At 48.5% G+C, this 17,338-nt stretch carries 18 protein-coding genes; 6 read left to right on the top strand and 12 right to left on the bottom strand.

Features of this window, described 5'->3' with window-relative positions; all coding sequences use genetic code 11:
• Window positions 1-213 precede the first annotated feature (213 nt).
• The 3 genes from KJS69_RS15490 to KJS69_RS15480 are packed head-to-tail and all read right to left on the bottom strand — an operon-like array spanning window position 214 to window position 1,954.
• Window positions 214-753, bottom strand: coding sequence for an HAD-IIIA family hydrolase (locus KJS69_RS15490; protein WP_213584678.1), 540 nt, complete (start codon window positions 751-753; stop codon window positions 214-216).
• Between the two features lie 17 nt (window positions 754-770).
• Window positions 771-1,475 carry an AIM24 family protein gene (locus KJS69_RS15485; RefSeq protein WP_213584677.1) on the bottom strand — a complete coding sequence of 235 codons (705 nt, stop codon included), beginning with the start codon at window positions 1,473-1,475 and terminating at the stop codon, window positions 771-773.
• 17 nt (window positions 1,476-1,492) lie between these two features.
• Window positions 1,493-1,954: a hypothetical protein gene (locus tag KJS69_RS15480; protein WP_213584676.1), complete on the bottom strand. Its 462-nt coding sequence runs from the start codon at window positions 1,952-1,954 to the stop codon at window positions 1,493-1,495.
• Window positions 1,955-2,127: 173 nt separating this feature from the next.
• Here KJS69_RS15480 and KJS69_RS15475 point away from each other — a divergent pair, with 173 nt between their 5' ends.
• Together KJS69_RS15475 and KJS69_RS15470 are read left to right on the top strand one after the other, a co-directional pair.
• On the top strand, window positions 2,128-2,706 hold the full coding sequence (locus KJS69_RS15475) for a 2'-5' RNA ligase family protein (protein WP_213584675.1): 579 nt from the start codon (window positions 2,128-2,130) through the stop codon (window positions 2,704-2,706).
• Between the two features lie 41 nt (window positions 2,707-2,747).
• A complete protein-coding gene (locus tag KJS69_RS15470; RefSeq protein ID WP_213584674.1) occupies window positions 2,748-3,332 on the top strand; it encodes a GNAT family N-acetyltransferase in 585 nt (194 codons plus the stop codon).
• A 10-nt stretch (window positions 3,333-3,342) separates the two neighbouring features.
• Here KJS69_RS15470 and KJS69_RS15465 read toward each other — a convergent pair whose 3' ends face one another.
• The 5 genes from KJS69_RS15465 to queD all read right to left on the bottom strand — a co-directional run bounded on the left by KJS69_RS15465 (window position 3,343) and on the right by queD (window position 7,901).
• Complete coding sequence (locus KJS69_RS15465) at window positions 3,343-3,945, bottom strand: YdcF family protein (RefSeq protein WP_213584673.1); 603 nt, start codon at window positions 3,943-3,945, stop codon at window positions 3,343-3,345.
• Between the two features lie 286 nt (window positions 3,946-4,231).
• Window positions 4,232-5,053 (bottom strand): metallophosphoesterase, encoded by an 822-nt coding sequence (locus tag KJS69_RS15460; RefSeq protein WP_213584672.1) that lies wholly within the window; start codon window positions 5,051-5,053, stop codon window positions 4,232-4,234.
• Window positions 5,054-6,009: 956 nt separating this feature from the next.
• Window positions 6,010-6,717 carry a 7-cyano-7-deazaguanine synthase QueC gene (queC, locus tag KJS69_RS15455; protein WP_213584671.1) on the bottom strand — a complete coding sequence of 236 codons (708 nt, stop codon included), beginning with the start codon at window positions 6,715-6,717 and terminating at the stop codon, window positions 6,010-6,012.
• 31 nt (window positions 6,718-6,748) lie between these two features.
• On the bottom strand, window positions 6,749-7,429 hold the full coding sequence (locus KJS69_RS15450; RefSeq protein WP_213584670.1) for a 7-carboxy-7-deazaguanine synthase QueE: 681 nt from the start codon (window positions 7,427-7,429) through the stop codon (window positions 6,749-6,751).
• 1 nt (window position 7,430) lies between these two features.
• A complete protein-coding gene (gene queD, locus KJS69_RS15445) occupies window positions 7,431-7,901 on the bottom strand; it encodes a 6-carboxytetrahydropterin synthase QueD (RefSeq protein ID WP_213584669.1) in 471 nt (156 codons plus the stop codon).
• A 595-nt stretch (window positions 7,902-8,496) separates the two neighbouring features.
• Between queD and KJS69_RS15440 the strand changes: the two genes are divergently transcribed.
• Window positions 8,497-9,879 carry an RsmB/NOP family class I SAM-dependent RNA methyltransferase gene (locus tag KJS69_RS15440; RefSeq protein WP_306434412.1) on the top strand — a complete coding sequence of 461 codons (1,383 nt, stop codon included), beginning with the start codon at window positions 8,497-8,499 and terminating at the stop codon, window positions 9,877-9,879.
• Here the strand turns inward: KJS69_RS15440 and KJS69_RS15435 are convergent.
• Both KJS69_RS15435 and KJS69_RS15430 read right to left on the bottom strand, forming a co-directional pair.
• The gene (locus KJS69_RS15435; protein ID WP_213584668.1) at window positions 9,849-10,118 is read right to left on the bottom strand and encodes a hypothetical protein; all 270 of its coding nucleotides are present in this window, start codon (window positions 10,116-10,118) and stop codon (window positions 9,849-9,851) included. The two genes, KJS69_RS15440 and KJS69_RS15435, sit on opposite strands and share 31 nt — an antisense overlap.
• Window positions 10,119-10,413: 295 nt before the next feature.
• Window positions 10,414-11,973 (bottom strand): FAD-dependent oxidoreductase, encoded by a 1,560-nt coding sequence (locus tag KJS69_RS15430; protein WP_213584667.1) that lies wholly within the window; start codon window positions 11,971-11,973, stop codon window positions 10,414-10,416.
• A 135-nt stretch (window positions 11,974-12,108) separates the two neighbouring features.
• On the opposite strand from KJS69_RS15430, the gene KJS69_RS15425 reads away from it, so the two are divergent.
• The gene (locus KJS69_RS15425) at window positions 12,109-13,113 is read left to right on the top strand and encodes a LacI family DNA-binding transcriptional regulator (RefSeq protein ID WP_213584666.1); all 1,005 of its coding nucleotides are present in this window, start codon (window positions 12,109-12,111) and stop codon (window positions 13,111-13,113) included.
• Between the two features lie 90 nt (window positions 13,114-13,203).
• Here KJS69_RS15425 and KJS69_RS15420 read toward each other — a convergent pair whose 3' ends face one another.
• Entirely contained in the window at window positions 13,204-14,316 is a 1,113-nt protein-coding gene (locus tag KJS69_RS15420; protein WP_213584665.1) for an RNA-guided endonuclease InsQ/TnpB family protein, read from the bottom strand.
• A 288-nt stretch (window positions 14,317-14,604) separates the two neighbouring features.
• Between KJS69_RS15420 and KJS69_RS15415 the strand changes: the two genes are divergently transcribed.
• Window positions 14,605-15,177 carry a DUF4269 domain-containing protein gene (locus KJS69_RS15415; protein ID WP_213584664.1) on the top strand — a complete coding sequence of 191 codons (573 nt, stop codon included), beginning with the start codon at window positions 14,605-14,607 and terminating at the stop codon, window positions 15,175-15,177.
• Here the strand turns inward: KJS69_RS15415 and KJS69_RS15410 are convergent.
• Window positions 15,174-15,908, bottom strand: a complete 735-nt coding sequence (locus tag KJS69_RS15410) for a DUF6081 family protein (protein ID WP_249730543.1) — start codon at window positions 15,906-15,908, stop codon at window positions 15,174-15,176. The genes KJS69_RS15415 and KJS69_RS15410 overlap by 4 nt on opposite strands.
• A gap of 345 nt (window positions 15,909-16,253) precedes the next feature.
• Between KJS69_RS15410 and KJS69_RS15405 the strand changes: the two genes are divergently transcribed.
• Window positions 16,254-17,066: an undecaprenyl-diphosphate phosphatase gene (locus KJS69_RS15405; RefSeq protein WP_249730542.1), complete on the top strand. Its 813-nt coding sequence runs from the start codon at window positions 16,254-16,256 to the stop codon at window positions 17,064-17,066.
• Window positions 17,067-17,338: the final 272 nt, after the last annotated feature.

The following is a 17,338-nucleotide window of genomic DNA, read 5'->3' as shown; positions in this document are numbered from 1 at the left end:
ATCGGTTTCCAATCGTGTATCCAGCCTTGTTCCTGCAGCGAAGTCCCCCTATCTCCAGTACAAAACTCTGGCGATTACAACATGGACAGGGCCATTTCATTCTCTTTCGTTCCCATCCAAAAAGCGGCCTGCCCTATAACAAGGCCAGCCGCCAAAGCTTTCGTGGCGATCCTCTTCTTCAAGGCAGCCACATTTCATTCGATTTCCATGCATTTATTTATGATGCTGGAGAAGCCAGCTTACCGCCTCCGGCAAATCTTTCGCCACGTAATCAGGCTCCGTCTCCGCCCAGGTATGCCGATAATCCCCTAATGACTGTTCTCCCCAGCCCGTGCGAACGAGAATCTTGACTGCTCCTACTTTGGCCGCCGCCAGCATATCGGTCGAGCCGACATCGCCTATAACTGCACAATGCCGCAAATCAAGCCCATGTTCAGAAGCGGCCTGCTCCAGCATGGCGGTTCCGGGTTTGCGGCAAAGACAAGGCTCGCTCGAGGAATGGGGGCAAATATAGGCCTGATCGAAGCCAAACTGAGCAAACTGCTCATGAAATTGCTCCTCCGTGGCCTGTCCTCTGGAGATGCGATGCTGATTCGTAAGGGCGAATACTTGCAGCCCGGCTTTTTTGAGTTGAATGAGAGAAGCTTCCACCCCGGGGTACAGCTCAAAATCACACGGATGGATAAAATGCCCCGTTCCTCCAATCGTTCCGTCCCGATCGATAAATACGGCCTGCAGTGACATTTTATTCATAATGAGCCCCTCTCCTGTTATTTGATAAAGATGCCTCCGAAGGGGATGATTTCCCGCAGCATCCGCTTGATCAATCCATCGTCTTTCAACTGCTCCTCCAGCCTTAATCCAGGCTTGCCGGTTTGCATTAATACATATCCTTGCCCAGTTATTTTCCAGTGATAGTTCATATGCTGTCCAGCCAGCTGATTTCCGTACACACATAGATCCAGCTTCGCGTTCTGAGGGTAAGCGACCAAACAGCTTGCATCAATATAGACGGGAGCATCAGGAGCCAGTTTCATTTCAACGAGCGGCCCTTGGGACAAAATGCCGATTTCTCCGCTGCCGTAAAACTTCATCCGGATCCAATCCCGTGTCACGACAACATTTTTCATCGTTTGAATGACGCTTTTCATTTGGATTCCCGAGGTGTAGAACAGAACGTGACGAATATCGAATAGGAAATCCTCCTGCTCCATAACGGGAATACTTCTCACACTGTAACCGGCAGGCAGCGACAGGACGAATCGGCATGGACCGGACAGATCCGACCGGAGCCATTTTTTTTTGCGAAACATTCCTTTCCAATCCATAATCCGATCTTCCCGCTGATGAGAGTCCCCCTGAAAAGCAATGATCATTTCGGAGTTGAGCATATGAAGCTTTTCCCCAGCAGCAAGCTGTACTTCCATCCCTTGGCTTTGCCCGTTCCCGGGGTGAATGTTATATGTAATCTCCATGGCGCGCCCCCTGCTGCTTACCTGCTTCTTAGAACGACTCTCATCCCGCGGGTCAGCACAAAATATCCGCCGACGAGCCCGACGGCTGTCCATACAATGGTGCGGAATCGAGACGCCTTCTGACGTCTTTCCTGCTCCGATTGCTGCAGCTCCAGCACCATTTGCAGCAGCTCTCTGTTCTGGCTCTGAAGCTTTTCGTTCTCCTGAATAAGCTTTTGCTGCGAGCTCTCATAGGTCTGTGCAGCCGATTGCGCAGCCCGTTCCGCTTCTTCCAGACGGCTCATCGTGTCATTGTAATTTTGTCGGACCTGCTCGTAATCTTCCTTAAGCCGGTCGATTTCTTCCGGCAGCTCCATAATTCCTTTAAACGTTCCAAAAATTCCCGCTTGAGCCGGAGTATGAGCGGAAAACAACAGCAGCCCGCTCCACAGAATTAGCAGCGGAAGCCGTAGTCTCTTATTCCATTGATCCCCGTTCACCGCCCCACCCCCTGTCCATTCCTTCTCTCTATCTATATACGTAAGCATAGACCTTTTCGTTTCCAAAATAAACCGGTTGTCCAGCAAAATAATCGAGCTGTGGATGATTTGGTTATATCGTAAACGGGCTTCCCTAGGTATAATATGAGAAAATGAGGAAGGCGGGGAAAGCCATGATTCGGTATGCCGTAGAGTTGTTTGTTGATGACAGGACCGAGCAATATGTGCGGGGACTATGGAAAGGATTGGAACAGAAAGGAATAACGGACGATATGGCGTCCATTCAAGAAATCCAGCCTCACCTAACGGTGGCCGTATATAATGAGCTGGATACCGAACGCTTTCAGGACGAAATGGCTGCTTTTATGCAGGGGACTCTGGCCCTGACGGTTCCTGTTGACATCGTCGGCTGCTTTCCTGCTTCAGGGACGGTATTCCTGGGACCCACCGTAACGGCTGGTCTGCTGCAGCTTCATCAACGGTTTCATAACCGGTTCAATGAACTGCGGTCTCAAGCGATCCCTTTCTACCTGCCGGGAAGATGGAATCCGCACTGCACGCTTGCCACGAACCTTACCTCCTCCCAGCTTGGCAAGACGTTGGATTATTGCGTCGGACAATTCAGCCCCTTTCAGGCGGTACTGCAGCAAATCGGACTGGTCGAGCTGACCTTCGAGCAGCAGAAGTGCACCCGCAGCCGAACCCTATTCGCTATGCCTCTCGTCCCACCCGACAGGGGATATCCGAATTAAATGCCGCACCGTTATTATTTGAGAATAAGGAGGAAAGAGTCATGAGCGTATCTGACAATGAGCTTCTGCTGCTCGAATTTCCGGAGCAATTCGAAACCGAGCGGCTAATTATTCGCGCCCCTCAATGGGGAGACGGCGCCGTGGTTAATGCAGCGATAAGGGAAAGCTTCGAAGAGCTGCGCCAATGGATGCCCTGGGCCCAACAATTGCCCACGGTGGATGAGACGGAGGCGAACATCCGCAATGCCCGGTTGCGGTTTCTGGAGCGGATGGAGCTGCGTCTGCATCTATTAGTCAAGGAAACAGGCCAATTCATTGGCTGCAGCGGCCTGCACCGAATCGATTGGAGAAACCGAGGCTTCGAAATCGGCTACTGGCTCCGAACCTCGCAGACAGGTCGGGGCTGGATGACCGAAGCGGTGCACGGCATTACGCGATTCGCCGCCGACGAATTGCAGGCGAATCGAGTCGAAATCCGCTGCGACGCCCGCAATGATCTAAGCCGCCGCGTGGCGGAGCGATGCGGATTTACGCTGGAGGGCATTCTGCGGCGGGAGGACACCGATGTAAACGGGCTGCCACGGGATACGATGGTGTTCTCCAAGGTTCGGGGAATAGAGCTATAAGAGGAATGACCTAATCTATTGATAAGTCGGTATCGATCACCATCCCTTCCTTGACATATCGGATCAGAGATCGGGCTTCTTGGGCCACTCTCTCCTTCTCCTTGGGCAGCATCCACCAATTATTCGCCTGCCCGTCGTGACGTTCATCCGGACATAATGTATAGGCTATCCAGCGGGGCATATAGGTTAACAAAGTCAAATGGCATCTGCGCATATGGTAGGGAGAAGTGACCACCAGCAGCCTTCTAATTTTATGGAGTCCGATGCTGCGGCTCAGGACCAGCATCGAGGCGATGACATTTTCACCGGTGTGATTTGATTCGGCTTCCAACAGGAGAGCCGATTCCGGCACACCGAGCCGAACAATCTGATCCCTCATTCGTTCCGCCTCGGGGGGAATGATTTCTCCCCATCTTGTTCCTCCCGAAAGCAATATATAGGGTGCGCGGCCCGCTTTATATAAATCAGCCGCCTTCATTACCCGCTTGCTGCTGCGGCTGCCGAACAGAAAAATACAATCTCCCTTCTTTCCGTCATCTCGAATTCCATCAAAAAGAAGCTGCGTCATTTGCTGCCGGGTCAGTCGGTCCGGATCAAGTTTGGAAATAAACAATGGAATCCCCCCTTCTGACAAACATTTTTTCTGACTTACTCGGCTCGATAATAGAATGATCTCTACCTATTAGACGAACGCGATCGACAATAAGTTGTCTATACCCAGCTTTTTCTTCATTATTTTTCGCAAATCTTCTGAAAATAGCAATATTATTTTTTCAACATATTTGCCTTACTAGCTGAATATCATTCTATTAATAGCTTACAAAACAAAGTTAGTGCCAAAGCATTCATCCGATCAGAAAATCGATAGAGCCCAAAATTTACTTGGTTTGCCCTGTTTCTTAAGCAGGAACCAGCCGGTACACGACGATTTCCGGCCGGCAGTTCAAACGAATGGGCAATTTGACGGTGCCTAGACCCCGGTGGATTCCGAAATAACGATTGGCACTCAGGCGGCTCAAGCCGATAGGATAATGACGATATGATCCCCAGGTTTTTCCAAACAGTCTGATTTGTCCTCCGTGGGTATGCCCGGCCAATAATAGATGGAAGTCAATCCTGTGCTCTTCCAAATATTTGATAATACTGGGACAATGCGCCAATCCAATCGAATACGGAATTTCCAAAGATGACTCCTTAGAGTTCGCGCAAGGAGAATCCGGAAGACGTTCGTTACCGTAGATGGAATTATCAAAGCCATACAGATGAATGCTGTTTCCGTTGCATTGGATTTCTGCCGCCCGATTATCCAATACGGTGATGTGCTGACCAATTCGGGACAGATAGTCTGATTCAGCTATCGGTCTTTTACGCCATCCGATCGATTCCTCCCGTTCATAATTGCCGGGTACGAAATAGATTCCGTTTCGATGAGGGATACGGCTGATTTCATCCATTACGCGGGGAAGCTGTTGCGTACGAGTAGCTAAATCTCCAGTGACAACGACGAAATCCGGATCGATTTGTGTCACTAGACGACTGATCCGTCCGTTGATCCCTGCGGTCATGCCGTGAAGATCGGACAGATGTACGAACAGAACGGGTCGTTTTACAAGATCGCTGCGGATTTCATATGGAGAGATTTCAATCCACCAAGTGTTGTAAACATAAAGGATTATAATAATCACTGCTATCGTCATTGCGATCGCTATACCCAAGCTCATATTTTCACCATTTTCCAATTTTTCCTATACTTTATCTATCTTTATCATATCTTTTTATTATACTTTTTCAAGGTATGGCTGTCTGAAAGACTATATTTCCATAGATGTTATATCGATGAATACGCAGCAATTGGCGAGGGAAGCACTCCTTGCTTTTAATGTTTCACTTATTACAGGATGGGAAATCAAAGCAGACTATTGGAATGGAAAAGTCGGAGAAAGAAAGACTTGGAGCAGATTTAGAGGAAACTTAGAAAAGGGACTCAGAGGACTATTTCAATATAGTTTTGGGGACCTTTTCGAGGTTCAATGCAACGAGTTCCTTTATGTCAGAACCAGTCGCAGATAATTGCTACGAGTAATATATCAACTAATTTTTATCAAAGGATGTAAAATATTTCCCGGAAAATGTTTTCCACGAAAAGGATGTCAGCTACGCAATTAGCAATATACCACACATAAATTGTTAAACTTATAAGCGCCTAAAGAATAGCTTTCCTCCGTTCCGAAGGAAAGTGCCTCCGAAGCTACTAACCTCTTATTTTCAGCGATTAGGAAGCCTGCAATTCTCAGGCTGTTGAAAAATGCATCTATGTCGCTCGGATAGTTCCCGATAAAGGAAAATAAATGTAAAAATACATCTATTTTCCATATTTATCGCCCATTGAGGTGAAATAAGTGTCAACAAGCCTGAATTCAGCAGGATTTTTGGGCGATTTTCTCCGATTCCGCAGTAAAGCCTGCAAAAGTACATCCTTTATCTCGTTCCATCCGCGATCGGGTCGTTTTATACTGATATTACTGTATCATCGCAGGCTTTTCTCACGAGCGTTCGAATTCGATTCATAATAACTGTATATTCGCAGGAATTCGTGTCTACTAAAGGAACGATGAACGGATAGGCGCTTAGAAGGGATTTCGTGCACTCCCTTTTTTCAATACACTTCAATCTAGCTTTATAAGTAAGGGATCGGGTCCTTCAAGCCAGCCTCGGCAAATCCTCTTAACCTAAGTCGGCAGCTGTCACAGGTCCCGCAAGCTTCTGCCCGTCCGTTGTAACAGGAAGTCGTTAGATGATACGGCACATTCAGACGGCTTCCCTGGCGGATGATTTCCGCCTTGCTCCAATCGATGAGCGGAGTGGCGATCCGAATTCCCGGACCTTCGGAACCAGCTACGGTAGCCAGTGCTATCACTTCTTCCACCTTACGGATAAATTCAGGCCGGCAGTCCGGGTATCCACTGTAATCGAGAGCATTCACCCCGATATAAATGGCCTCTGCTCCGGTCACTTCCGCATAGGATATAGCGATAGAGAGAAACAACAGGTTGCGACCCGGAACGTAAGTAACGGGAACATCCTCCTCGGTATGACTCCCGTCGGAGTCACCTGCTTCCGGCACATCCATGGTATCGTCGGTCAGCGCGCTGCCCCCGAATTCTTTAAGGAAGCCTAGCGAGATCATTTTATGCCGCGAAGCAACCCCATAATATTCAGCCACTCGCTTGGCGTTTTCTATCTCCATGCTGTGTCTCTGCCCATAGTCGAATGTAATTGGATAAATCTCATAGCCTTCTTCTTTGGCAATCCCCATACAGGTTGTGCTGTCCAGACCGCCGCTCAGGATAACGACCGCTTTTTTCACCGTCTCTTTGCTTGCCATAACGCACCGCCCTTAATGTTAAGTTATATGATTAGACCCCTCTCATGGCCGGGTCCCAAATGATTTTATGCAGCTGCATGTTCAGCTTCACATGAACCATAGCATGCTCCAGCATCAGCTCAACCAGCTTGGCCGGAGGCATCGTCTCCCAGACGGGACTGAACAACGGCAGCGCCTCGGTTGGATATTGTTCCAATACTTGACGAGCCGTGTGAAAATCAGTCTCATCGGCAATGACAAACTTGACTTCATCCTGCTTTCTCAACAAAGCAAAGTTTTCGTGGACCATTTGTCCCGCTTCTCCGGATCCGGGAAGCTTGTAGTCCATAATATATCTGACCTTGGAGGAAGTTACTTTGCTAATGAAGGGGGCGAGATCAATCGCGCCATTCGTTTCGATATGCAGGTCATCGATCCGTTCCATTCCCGCCAAAGCTTCAATTAAAGCGAGCGAATAATCGCCGTATAACAAAGGCTCCCCGCCGGTCAGACAAATGTGGCGGGACCGATAACGGCCCACCTCTCCGACGATCTCTTCAATCGTCATTACCGTATCCGCTTTATCCGGCGGATAGCTGTACGTCGTATCGCACCATACGCAGCGGAGATTGCAGCCGAATAGACGGACGAATACGGTCGGAAACCCTGCACGGGTTCCTTCGCCTTCCACCGTCTCAAAAATTTCTACCATCGGTAGCTTAACATCCTTCATCTCAGCTATCCTCCATCATCGACCGGGTAATTGCCGCATAGCTCGTAGGCGTCTCCCATAAACGCAATTCCTCCAATTGAACTGCAGGATGGAGTCCTTCCTGGACCAATCCTTCGTGAATCTGCTCATACATCCAGACGATCATATTCTCGGCAGTCGTATTCATTGGAGGAAGAACCTCGTTCAAATATTGGTGGTCCAGTCGATCGACCACCCGTTCCTTCGTAATTCTTTTGATATCGGCAAAATCAATAACGAGGCCCCGCTCATCCACCTTGCCCTTCATGACGACCTGCAATTTATAGGTATGTCCATGCATGTTTTTGCATTTGCCTTCGTAGCAGTGCAGATGATGCGCGCTGTCAAAGGTAAACTCCTTGGAGACCAGCACCTCTTTATGATGATATTTCAATTGGTCCGGACGGATATCCTGACCCAGAATCTGAACTTTGGTTGGAATGTTATAGCTCATGGCCACCACCTTTTCATAACTAAAAGTGAGGGTTCAAAAAGTCAACCTTTCAGCATCGAGAAGTACAAGTTTTCGCAGAAAACTCGCTTCTTTTGAACAACCTCTAGAAAGACATTATTCTATTATATCATGCGGATTCCCTGTAGCAAAGCGGAGAGGAGGGTCGGAAAAGGATGCGCTACCCTTCTCCTAGGCGAAAAATGACAACTAAAAAGATAAGATGGGGTGCAGAACCGCACCTTAAATGTTGTTTTCCTTCCCGACTGCAGACACCAGATTCAAAGTATATTCCGTGAGGCATTTATTACTCATGCACAGCTTCCGGTTTTTGAGCCGGATTTTTATTACAAGATTTTCATAGTTTCATAGGATCTCCAACATTTTCATCGAGTTTTCAAAGAAAGTATTCTAGTCCGTCGGATCTGTCTCCATTTGTCTGCCGCGCGCCTGTGTAATCATTTTAAAGCCTTAGGGGAATAACTATGAAATGGTTCTGGAAATTTTGCATAAAAATCGTTATGATAAAAAAATTAGAAGTCTAAGAATGAATGAAAACATACTTTTATTGAAATCCAGTACAAAGGAGTTCCTGGTTTTGATCGCCCAATTACCCGAAGCCTACATCGTTAAAATGAAGCAACAGCTTAATGACGAAGCGGAGCGGTTTTTCAGCAGCTATGAACAAGCGCGCACGCATGGCCTCCGCCTTAATCCTCTTAAAGTGCGGCCCGGCAGTCTCGGGGCGGAACGGTTAATAGAACAGTTTGAATTAAGTCCGGTTCCTTGGTGTCCGACCGGGTATTACTATCCAAGCTCGCATCGTCCGGGCAAGCATCCGTATCATGCTGCCGGCCTGTATTACATTCAGGAGCCGTCCGCCATGTCCGCCGTGGAATGGCTTGACCCTCAACCTGGGGAGACCATTCTGGATCTGGCTGCTGCGCCGGGAGGAAAATCAACGCAAATTGCCGGTAAAATGCAGGGAAAAGGGCTGCTCGTCGCTAACGAAATTCATCCTGCCCGCGCCAAAATATTGGCGGAAAACATGGAGAGAATGGGGGTCAGCAACGCCATCGTGACCCAGGCGTCCCCCGATAAGCTAATGAAGCGGCTTGATTCCTGTTTCGACCGCATTATGCTCGACGCGCCTTGCTCCGGGGAGGGAATGTTCCGCAAAGATCCGCAAGCCATGGACGAGTGGTCCCCCGAACTCGTCGCCATGTGCGCCGCCAGACAGCTGGACATCTTGCGCCAGGCCGTCCCGATGCTGAAGCCGGGCGGAATTATGGCCTATTCGACCTGTACCTTCTCCGAGGAAGAAAATGAACAGGTTATTGGACAGATCACTGACGAGTGTACTCATTTGGAGGTGCTGCGAACGGAGCGGCTCTGGCCCCATCGGAACGAAGGGGAAGGTCATTTCGTTGCTCTTCTGAGGAAAAGGGAGGAAGGAGGGAGCGAGCCTGCGTCCAAGCTTGTGACCACAGGACGAGTCAAATCCACTAGCAAGAACAGCTTACAATCCAAAGCGGTTACCGAAGCATGGAAGCTGTACTCCGAGTTCACGCAGCGGTATTTATCCAAGCCGCTGGAGCTTCCTCCAGGGGAACCCATCCTGTTCGGAGACCAGCTTTACTGGCTGCCCTTCGACAGAGAGGCGCGCTGGACAGGAACGGCTTTGGAAGGATTAAAGACAGTTAGGCCCGGTCTGCATCTGGGCACCATTAAGAAGCGCCGATTAGATCCCGCCCACGCATTGGCGCTCGCTTTGAAAGAGGATATGCCCCGGAGCATTCTGACGGTGAGCTCCGATTCCGGGGAAGCCAATTCTTACCTCCATGGTGAAACCTTGCCGGTGGACAACAGCACAGAAGGATGGGTCCTCGTTACAGTCGACGGATATCCGGTAGGCTGGGGTAAGGCAAGCGGAGGACAGCTCAAGAATCACTATCCTAAAGGGTTGCGCTGGCCCCGCTGAGCAAAGCGCAGCTCGATCTCCTGCTGCCGATTATTTTCGGACCGCAGCTGAGCTTCAATATTCTCCACCAACAGGCGGATATGCTCGACAACGCTATCGGGCAATTCCGCTTCCGGCAGCGATTTAACAACGTACAACAAACAGCGCAAAGTATCTTCCATTGCCGCTTTCTTCTTGCCGTTCAACACAACATCCGCCAAAAACACGAGATGGCTCAATTCCTTTTGCGATAAAAGCATTAGACCCGCCCCCTGCATGACTCACCGGACCCGGTGCGTGTAATCATTATATATCTATTATTGTATATATCCCAGTTTTTGTCGAATATTGGAACATTATAAAGCATAAACAGCTATCGCCTTCTTTGGAGACGATAGCTGCTCCTTCCCCAAAAAGTGGAGATGGGCTTCGAAGCGATTCCAGGTACTTTTCGGGGGCCCCGAACCAACCGATTCCTTATTTATGGGGTTTCCTCGCATTTATTGTCGTTGCCAATAAATTTTTTTGCAGCCCGGGCATCGAACCGCTTCAACATCATTTAATATGCTCCAGCCGTTGTTGATCTGCCAGTAATCTGGTTCGCAATTGAACATAGTCGACTTCCTGCACAGCGCAATTGGCCTCCAGAGCAAAGGCAGCGGCAGTGGCTGCGGATTGCCCCAAAATCATAAAGACAGGTTCCATACGGATAGAGCCAAAGGCGACATGAGACGCAGAAAGACAGACGGGGACGAGCAGGTTCGTGCACTCGTTTCCTCTGGGAATAATGGCGCGGTAGGAGATAGGATAAGGTGCCGCAGGAGGAATTTCCACGTTTCCTTCGTTTACACAGCGCCCATCGATTACAAGACGGCGGCAATTGTGGGAGTCAATTGTGTAGGCAGCCAGTCCGATTGGGTCCGTGACGGTTGTATATTTGTAGCAATGATGTTCCGTCATGACGACATCGGAAACCATTCTTCTCGCTTCGCGAATATACAACTGAGGTGTCCAGTGCCCGCTGTCCGGGTATTCATCCGCAGGCAAGCCCCATTGACTGACTTCTTTACGTATAGGTGCCGGAACCCGTTCATCATTGCACAGGAAATAGAGCATTCCAAGATTGTAATGCAAGTGCTCCTGAAATATTCGTTCTCTTGTTACATAATCCCCCTCGGGCCATTCGTAATTAGCCCCGATCATATCGGTAGATACAGCACCATAATTGTTCAAGTCTGTCTTGCCATTCGGCATCATTTTGTGCAGTCTTAGCGCGTCCCACACTCCGGCCTGCATATATCTGGCTAGTAAAGTAAATGCTTCTGGATCGTAGTTCGGCGGTTCGGGAAAAGCGATCTGGTTATCCGGAACATTGGTAAGACAGATGCGGAAATTATAAGCCTGTATACATTTATCACCCTGGCCCTGGATAAAGGGAGGGACGTCTGTCACACCCTGCAGTAGCCCGCTGTCTGGCTTGCCCTGAACCTGGTACGGGTCGATCCAGGCTTTGAACGTGTGATTCGGGCTGCCAAAATGAACACCATTTAGCGTCTCCCTGTACACTGTATTGGCCTCGCGTCCTACATGATAAGAAACTCCCGCGAGTGCCAGCAAATCCCCTTCATACGTTGCATCGATGAACATGGAAGCTGAGAATACGCTGCCATTCTCCATAACTAAGGTTGTAATTTTGCTGTCGGTCTTCTCTACGCTGGATAGACGTTGTTCGTAATACACCGGTATATTGGCTTCTTCCAGCCATTGCTTATATATACTTTTGGCCACACTCGGCTCAAAGGTCCACTGCGTTCCATCTCCCTCCTTATTTTCATAGAACTCTCCAATCGCGGTATAAAACTCCCTGGCAATTCCACCGATCGCCTCCTTGTTTCCAATATCCGTTGCTCCCAGTCCCCCGGTAGTCAGTCCTCCCAGATGGCGACCAAACTCAGCTATCGCAACGCTGAGCCCCATTCGCTTTGCCTGAACAGCTGCGGCAACTCCGGCTGAACTCGCCCCATAGATGCATAAATCAGCATGGACGGTTATTGGTGAACTGTTATTAGACGAAGGTGTGTAGTACTTGATTTTCTGAAAATCAACTTTAGACATATCAGGTTTCCTCCTTATTGCCTATAGGTTCAGTTTCATTTTATTTCATATGAAGCTTTTATAACCAGTTGAAAAAAACCTTCATTTTAATTAGAATGAGGCTACAAATCGGAATCGAAAAGGATGAATATATCGTTGCGAAAAAAGAAATCGGTTACGCTAAAGGATCTGTCTGAACAACTGGGGCTGTCTGTTCATACGGTGTCCAAGGCATTGCGAGGGTTGCCCGGCATGTCTGAGGGAACGAGAAGTGAAGTCATCAGGAGGGCACAGGAAGCCGGATACCGGACTAAAGAGCAGGAACGGGCCCATGCGGTGGAGCAAATCCCCCTCTATACCCGTAAACCGTTTCGCTTTGCCCTTGTCATCTCCGATCACCCGTCAGCGATAGAGCTAAATCAGTTGATTTTGGCCGGGTTACAGCAGAAGCTGTCGGAGTACGGACATTCAATAGAAACCGTTATTATTCCTTACGAATTCAAGGAGGGGGAATCATTACAAGATTGGGCGGATATTCATCAACTGGAATATATGGACGGAATCTTTATTCCTCCTATGGTTGGGTTGGAGCAAGAGGAGCATTTATTGAGATATTCCATTCCACGCATACTTATTAATTTTCCCGGACATGCGGCCGAGGTAGATAGTATTGCCTGGGATGTCGGTACGGCGATTCATCAGTCTGTGCGCTATTTATTATCCAAAGGTCATCGCAAAATCATATACGTGGGAAGAAAGGAAGGGCACCGGGGGTTTGTGATCCGCTGGCAGTCTTTCGAGAAAGCTATGGCTGATGCAGGTCTGGAATGTCATCCAGATGACCATATGGTCGAATTTGGGGATTGGAATGTCCGTCTTGTCGAGAAGCTTGAACGTGTTCAACCTACGGCTATTTTATGTGCTACCGGAATGGATCTCGCCTGGATTTATCATGCATGCGGCCTGCTCGGAAAAAGGATTCCCGACGATATTTCGCTGATCAGTATGCAGCATGTGGAGAACCAGCATGTTCCGCAATTATCCCGTCCATTGATCATGATCCGCGAAAGCGGAATAAGAGCGGCGGAAAGAATGTTATGGCGAATCGCCAATCCGCATCACCCCTATCAACAACTCATGACTCAAGTCACGAGCTTGTAACTGCCCGGAAGTGAGTACGGCGGTTAGCCTCCTTCCTTGGGGTGGCGTTACCATAGGCAGGTTGACTGCTGCCCGACTGCATAGGTATACCTATACAGCCACTTCAGCGATGTACTGGATTCCAATGCGCTGAAGATTCATAGCGCCAATGCGATCATCATTCGAGCGATACCCGCACTTCTGACAACAGAAGCGGTGCCTCTTCTTATCCCGATTGGCTCTCTCTGTATGCTCGCATTTGGGGCAGGCTTGTGATGTATAACGGGGATCAACCGCTATTACTTTGGCTCCATGGAGGATGGCCTTGTACGTGATCATCTGGCGCAGCTGATAGAAGGACCAAGAAACGGTTTCATAACGATCCTGGACCCGAACCCGCTCTGTACGGTTTCGAACACCCGTTAAGTCTTCCAGTACAAACAACGTATGGGCCCCATATCGGCGGACGAGTGCCTTGGATATCCGATGATTGATATCTGTCATCCAGCGGTTTTCTCGTCCCCCGATCCGCTTTAACTTACGGCGAGCAGAGGCTGTCCCTAGTTGCTGCAATTGCTTTCGCAAATGCTTGTACTTCGAGCGTTTATTCTTAATGGGTCTACCGTGAAAGAACGTACATTGACCTTGGGAGTCATAGCTAGTCACAACAAAGTTGATGCCCATATCTAATCCGACTACTTGATTCAAAGATTGATCCGAAACTTCTTCCACTTCTTTGGTCATCGGGAGATGTAAGAAGAACTTCCCTCGCTTGTGGACTAACTTGGCGGTCCCGAAGGACCAGGATCCATCGAAATAAGATTCCATGCCTTTCGTTTCATAAGCCACCTTGATGCGGCCATGCAGGGTATTGATGGAAAACATCCGCTTCGTAAGCGAGTAATCTCGACGCCAAACGAGGTCGAGCTCCGGTTTCTTGAACCGGACGAATGTCCAGAGGTGGCCGTTGCCGACTAATGACTTGTATCGAGCAATCACCGTTCGCATGACCGATTGGGCCATTTGAGATCGCAAGGAAAAGGCAGAGCGCAACTCTCGGTACATCAACTGATGCAGCTTCGTCTTGGAGAGAATTTTCTCTTCAAATACAAGCTTGGACAGGTAATCACTTGCCAGACGATAAGCTCGTAAAGTCTGTCGTAACCCATCGATTTGTTCAGGAGTGGGCAAGATCTTCACTTTGGCGGTTAAAGTGATCTTCAACTCAAGTCACCTTGCTTCGTGTTAATATCATCAGCTAGGCTGTAAGTTACTCACCCTACATCCTACACACTCCATTATATCAAACATACGTTCCTATTTGAAGCAGAAATTCAGAAATAAGTGGAAGATCGCTTATCTAATCAAAAGAGGAGGAGTAAAGGGGTGTGACTTATAAGAGAAGGGCGTAGATTCCTCTCACGACTCAAGTCGCGAGTATCCTTTACGCAGACCATGAATTTACATTATGGGTACGTCTATCCATCGGAGCAAAAAGGAGGCTAAAGAGAAATGGCCCAGCTTTACACCAAGTGGAAAAAAGCGGAGGCTCTGCGTCAAGGGACACCGAGGCAGCGTCAAGCCTACGAAACCCTGACCAAGCTGCAAATTTATGAACGAGTGCATCCATTCGACCCCATACTGGCCGGAACGATCCCTCTAGGCATCGACACCGAAGAAAGCGATTTGGATATAATCTGCGAAGCCCGCAATCCCAACCTGTTCGCCGAATCCCTTCGGACCCATTATGGTACGCTGTCCGGATTCAGGATTCACGAAACCGTCAAGCAGGGCTTGCCTACGACGGTCTGCCGCTTTCATTATAAGGACTGGCCGATTGAATGCTTCGGGCAGCCCGTCCCGGTCACGGAGCAAAATGCTTTGATTCATATGGATATAGAGCATCGTCTGCTTCAATTGGCAGGTCCGGAAGCTAAGCAGGCCATCCTCCGGCTTAAAACAGAAGGCTGGAAGACCGAGCCCGCTTTCGCCCATTACTTCCGTATTAAAGGGGACCCTTACGAAGCCCTGCTCCTTCTGGCCCGCTGCTCTGATGACGAGCTGCGCGCCATCTTCGAGCTCTAGCTGCCCTCTTCGATCCTAATTTGTACAGGGGACCACTCTCCGATAACGGTCTGTCCATGGACGGATACGCTGCCTTCCGGGGTCAGATCCTTCTCGGTCATGATACCGAGAGCTACGGTAAACTGATTGAACTTAACCGGCACATTCTTTTCCCGGCGAACTTCATGATCGTTAATATAAAAAACCACTTCATTGGCAGCACGGTCATAAGTGATTTTGTAAGTATTAAACTCGCGCGGCTTGAAATGCTCCTTCTCTTCTTTAAAAATGCAGAAATATTTCGTTTGATCCGTTTCGGGGACCTGTACTCCCGGGAACGGCAAAACCGCGTACACGCTTGCGTATTGGTCATTGCTGACGAAGAAATCGAGAGCGCCGCCGGTAGTAAAATCTAGCAGGTTCAGTGACACGTACCCGTCATACAAATCGTTCGGAGCGGTGTTCTGTGCTCGTGCGCGAATCTGCAGCTCCACACTGATGCTTCCATTCTCCGGAATTTCAACCGGATCCACAGAATAATACATGTGTTTAGCGTTGTCCAGAATCTGTATTTGATCGTGGCTGCGGCTGAGGGGCGCTCTGACATAGAGAATCCCGTTACGGACTATGACAACCGCCTCCGGCTCCCGGTAGCTCCAGAAAGTTCCGTCTGGCAGTGGAAAACCTCCGATCTTCCAAACCTCTCCTTCTGATAATATCGTATGAAAATCTCCCAGCACGATTTCCTTCATTATGATCCTTCTCCTATCTTCAGGTTTAACGAATAGTGTAACACAAGAAGGCTATTAAATACGTGTCCAAAAAATCAACTTTTCTATAAGCGAAAGGGTACGTAGCCAATAGGAACGATAAGAAATAGTTAAGAAGTCTTAAATTTTCGTATTCTTTCTTAACAAAGCTTTGAAATTTCACTTAATTCTATTATTATAAAACAAGGCTCGACATCCTGAACTCAGCGCTTGACTCCCAATCCGGTCAGATGCTGTCGAATCCTTCTTTACAGCAAAGAGACTCCGCCGTCGTAACTGCGTCCGCTCTCAATCCATTCATTTTATCTATATTTGGAGGAACTTATATTGGAAAGCCTATGGGAAACTATTAAATACGCCATCCTCGGACTGCTTCAAGGCTTTACCGAGCCGATTCCGATTTCATCCAGCGGCCATCTGATTATTGCCCAGCGATTATTCGGGTTAGAAATCGAAGGATTAAGCTTTGAGGTTCTCGTCAACTTTGCCTCATTGATCGCTGTCTTGCTTATCTATAGACAGGATATCGTAAGACTGACAGTGAACGGAACCGCCTATCTGACCAAAAGGGATCCTAGCTGCCGCGGCGATTTTATGTTTATTATCTATTTGATTATTGCAACCATTCCCGCTGGAGTTATCGGCGTTCTGTTCAATGATTTCATATCCAGCAGACTTAAAGGGATACACGTTATCGGGATCACCCTGTTAGTTACGGCTGTAGCGCTATGGCTGATCCGCAACCTCAAAGGCCGCAAAGGGGATAAACAAATTACTTTAAAAGATGCGGTCATTGTCGGATTAGCCCAGGCCGTTGCACTCATTCCGGGAGTTAGCCGTTCGGGGGCGACGATCGTCGCTGCTATGGGGCTGGGCATGAAGCAGGAAACGGCGCTCCGCTTCTCGTTCTTCATGTACATCCCTGTCAGCTTGGGCGGGATGATTCTGGAAGCGGGAGATATTGTGAAAGATCCCGATTTGAACCGGCTGCTGCTTCCTTATGGAGCTGCTTTCCTGCTATCTCTCATAGCTACTTACTTTTCCCTCCGTTGGTTTATGAACATTATGAAGAAGGGAAATCTCGTTTACTTTTCTATCTACTGTCTCATAGTCGGTTTGGCTGTCCTCTTTTTTCTGTAAAATGGCGCACAAAACAATATACGATTACCGCATAAATCAACCCACTACTTTATACAAACGCCGTCCGGGACTTTTTCCTGACGGTTTTTTCTTTATATAAATAATGGTTCATCTTACCGAGTTAGCTTACAAATTGTTCACATTTCGATTATAATGGTCTAAATGGGGTGATCGGATGGAAAGTTGATGCTTAACATTGTAGGTTTTTCCATACCTTAAGTACTATTCTAAATAATCCGGAGGTGAACATCCAAACCCGACCGGGGGAGGAT

The sequence above is a fragment of the Paenibacillus sp. J2TS4 genome (genome assembly GCF_018403245.1).
Lineage (GTDB): Bacteria > Bacillota > Bacilli > Paenibacillales > NBRC-103111 > Paenibacillus_L.
Note: the sequence above shows the minus strand (reverse complement) of the source record. Positions and strands in the feature narration are given on the sequence as shown.